We start from the raw sequence: 3,566 nt of genomic DNA on the forward strand, positions 1-3,566 counted from the left end.
AGGGTGCTGAGCCGACCTTCGATGTTGTGCGGTCCTTGTAGGTGCGGGTTTGCCCGCGAAGAATCCAGCACTAGTCCTTCAGAAAATCAGCAACGCGTTCAGCCGCCGCCTGCAAATGCTGCTCATGGCTGAACCCCGAAGCCTTCAACGGCTTCAGGTCATGGTCCCCCGCCACTAGCCAGCCCACCTCGATCGCCGGCGACAACGCATACCCCGCCACCGCCTCGCGGTTACCCAGCGCATCCCGCTCGCCCTGCACGATCAACGTCGGTGTCTTCAACTCGGCCAGGTGCTCTACCCGTGGCTTCTCAGGTTTACCCACCGCGTAGAACGGATAGCCCAGGCACACCAGCGCATCCGCGCCCAGTTCGTCGGCCAGCAGGCTCGCCATGCGCCCGCCCATGGACTTGCCCCCCACGGCCAGCTTGCCCGCGACCAAAGGTCGCACTTGCCGGTACACCTCGCGCCAGCAGTCAAGCAACACCTTCTGCGGGTTCGGCGGCCGCTTGCCACCGGTAACCCTGCGCTCGGCCATGTACGGGAACTCGAAGCGCACTACCGCTACCCCAAGAGCCGCAAGCCTTTGCGCCATTTCGTCCATGAACCCGCTGTCCATCGGCGCGCCCGCGCCATGGGCCAGAATCAGGCACCCCTTGTAGTCATCCTGACCTGCAACCCGCGGAGGATCGCAGCGCAAGCCTGGGACATTTGCGACCTTCGCCCATTGATCCCCGTCAATACCGGCACTTTGCCCATTAATCATGCTTGCCTCGCTGTAAAGCCTGCCAAATAACCGTGGATGGGAACCCATACATGAACACAACCAGCAGTACCGCCTATAACTACAAGGTGGTCCGCCAATTCGCCATCATGACGGTGGTGTGGGGAATCGTCGGGATGGGGCTCGGCGTCTTCATCGCCGCCCAGCTCGCCTGGCCGTCCCTCAACTTCGACCTCCCCTGGACCAGCTTCGGCCGCCTGCGCCCCCTGCATACCAATGCGGTGATCTTCGCGTTCGGCGGCTGCGCACTGTTCGCCACCTCCTATTATTCGGTGCAACGCACCTGCCAGACCACCCTGTTCGCACCGGGCCTGGCCGCGTTCACGTTCTGGGGCTGGCAACTGGTTATCCTGCTGGCGGCCATCAGCCTGCCGCTGGGCTACACCAGCTCCAAGGAATACGCCGAACTGGAATGGCCGATCGACATTCTGATCACCATCGTCTGGGTGGGTTACGCCATCGTGTTCTTCGGCACGCTGATGAAGCGCAACACCAAACACATCTACGTCGGCAACTGGTTCTTCGGCGCCTTCATCCTGACCGTGGCGCTGCTGCACATCGTCAACAACCTGGAACTGCCGGTCAGCCTGACCAAATCCTATTCGGTCTACGCAGGCGCCACCGATGCCATGGTGCAGTGGTGGTACGGCCATAACGCGGTGGGCTTCTTCCTGACCGCAGGCTTCCTGGGGATGATGTACTACTACGTGCCCAAGCAGGCCGAACGGCCGGTGTATTCGTATCGCTTGTCGATCGTGCACTTCTGGGCGCTGATCACCCTGTACATCTGGGCCGGCCCGCACCACTTGCACTACACCGCCCTGCCCGATTGGGCGCAGTCGCTGGGCATGGTGATGTCGCTGATCCTGCTGGCGCCAAGCTGGGGCGGCATGATCAACGGCATGATGACCCTGTCGGGCGCCTGGCACAAACTGCGCAGCGACCCGATCCTGCGCTTCCTGGTGGTGTCGCTGGCGTTCTACGGCATGTCCACCTTCGAAGGCCCGATGATGGCCATCAAGACGGTCAACGCCCTGTCCCACTACACCGACTGGACCATCGGCCACGTCCACGCTGGCGCCCTCGGCTGGGTAGCGATGATCTCGATAGGCGCGCTGTACCACACCATCCCCAAAGTGTTCGGCAAAGAACGCATGCACAGCCTCGGCCTGATCAATGCACACTTCTGGCTGGCCACCATTGGTACCGTGCTGTACATCGCCTCGATGTGGGTCAACGGCATCGCCCAGGGCCTGATGTGGCGCGCGGTCAACAGCGACGGCACGCTCACCTACTCGTTCGTGGAAACCCTGGTGGCCAGCCACCCAGGCTTCGTCGTGCGCTTCGTCGGCGGCGCGATCTTCCTCAGCGGCATGTTCCTGATGGCCTGGAACACCTGGCGCACCGTGCGTTCGCCAGCGCTTGACGTCGCCCCTGCGAACGCCCAGTTGGCTTGAGGAGAAACGCCTGATGAAACATGAAGTCATCGAGAAAAACGTCGGCCTGATGGCCCTGCTGATGGTATTTGCCGTCAGCATCGGCGGCCTGACCCAGATCGTCCCGCTGTTCTTCCAGGACGTCACCAACAAACCGGTCGAAGGCATGAAGCCCTACACCGCGCTGCAACTGGAAGGCCGCGATGTCTACATCCGCGAAGGTTGCGTGGGCTGCCACTCGCAGATGATCCGCCCGTTCCGTGCCGAAACCGAGCGTTACGGCCACTACTCGGTGGCCGGTGAAAGCGTCTGGGACCACCCGTTCCTGTGGGGCTCCAAGCGCACCGGGCCGGACCTGGCCCGGGTCGGTGGCCGCTACTCGGACGACTGGCACCGTGCGCACCTGTACAACCCGCGCAACGTGGTGCCGGAGTCGAAGATGCCGTCCTACCCGTGGCTGGTTGCCCAGCCGGTCGACAACAGCCACACCGACGTCAAGATGCGCACCCTGCGCACCCTGGGCGTGCCGTACACCGACGACGACATTGCCGGCGCCCGTGAAGCGGTCAAAGGCAAGACCGAGATGGATGCCCTGGTCGCCTACCTGCAGGTGCTCGGCACCGCGATCAAGAACAAGAGGTGAGTGCGATGGAAATGGACATCGGCATGATCCGCGGTCTGGGCACCCTGGTGGTGATGATTGCCTTCATCGGCCTCACCCTGTGGGTCTTCAACCGCCGCCGCGACCGTGATTTCGCCGAAGCGCGCCTGCTGCCCTTCGTCGACGACCGCCTGCCCACTGCCGGGCAGGAGCCTGCTGCAAAAAGGAGTAACGGGCAATGACCACCTTCTGGAGTACGTACATCAGCGTACTGACCATCGGTAGCCTGATTGGCCTGACCTGGCTGCTGCTCGCCACGCGCAAGGGCCAGAGCAACAACACCACCGACGAGACCATGGGCCACAGCTTCGACGGCATCGAGGAGTACGACAACCCGCTGCCCAAGTGGTGGTTCTGGCTGTTCGTTGGCACCTTGGCGTTCTCGGTCGGCTACCTGATCCTCTACCCGGGCCTGGGCAACTGGAAAGGCATCCTGCCGGGCTATGAAAATGGCTGGACTGGCGCCAATGAATGGCAGAAGGAAATGGACAAGGCCGATGCCAGGTTCGGTCCGATCTTCGCCAAATACGCCGCCATGCCCGTAGAAGAAGTGGCGAAGGACCCGCAGGCACTGAAAATGGGCAGCCGCCTGTTTGCCTCCAACTGCTCGGTGTGCCACGGTTCCGACGCCAAGGGCGCCTTCGGCTTCCCCAACCTCACCGACAATGACTGGCGCTGGGGCGGCGAT

Annotated in this window: 5 protein-coding genes; 4 read left to right on the forward strand and 1 reads right to left on the reverse strand. The window is 62.7% G+C overall.

Features of this window, described 5'->3' with window-relative positions; all coding sequences use genetic code 11:
• Nucleotides 1-70: 70 nt before the first annotated feature.
• Nucleotides 71-763 (reverse strand): alpha/beta family hydrolase, encoded by a 693-nt coding sequence (locus V7787_RS52460; RefSeq protein ID WP_064493229.1) that lies wholly within the window; start codon nucleotides 761-763, stop codon nucleotides 71-73.
• A 50-nt stretch (nucleotides 764-813) separates the two neighbouring features.
• Between V7787_RS52460 and ccoN the strand changes: the two genes are divergently transcribed.
• The 4 genes from ccoN to V7787_RS52480 form a co-directional block, all read left to right on the forward strand.
• Nucleotides 814-2,238, forward strand: coding sequence for a cytochrome-c oxidase, cbb3-type subunit I (gene ccoN / locus V7787_RS52465; protein WP_064493230.1), 1,425 nt, complete (start codon nucleotides 814-816; stop codon nucleotides 2,236-2,238).
• Between the two features lie 13 nt (nucleotides 2,239-2,251).
• Nucleotides 2,252-2,860 carry a cytochrome-c oxidase, cbb3-type subunit II gene (gene ccoO, locus V7787_RS52470; protein ID WP_010955002.1) on the forward strand — a complete coding sequence of 203 codons (609 nt, stop codon included), beginning with the start codon at nucleotides 2,252-2,254 and terminating at the stop codon, nucleotides 2,858-2,860.
• Between the two features lie 5 nt (nucleotides 2,861-2,865).
• Nucleotides 2,866-3,060, forward strand: coding sequence for a cbb3-type cytochrome oxidase subunit 3 (locus V7787_RS52475; RefSeq protein ID WP_010955003.1), 195 nt, complete (start codon nucleotides 2,866-2,868; stop codon nucleotides 3,058-3,060).
• The coding region (locus V7787_RS52480; protein WP_336095406.1) for a cbb3-type cytochrome c oxidase N-terminal domain-containing protein at nucleotides 3,057-3,566 on the forward strand (510 nt) is incomplete at its 3' end. The genes V7787_RS52475 and V7787_RS52480, both read left to right, overlap by 4 nt.

It is taken from the genome of Pseudomonas sp. CGJS7, assembly GCF_036961695.1.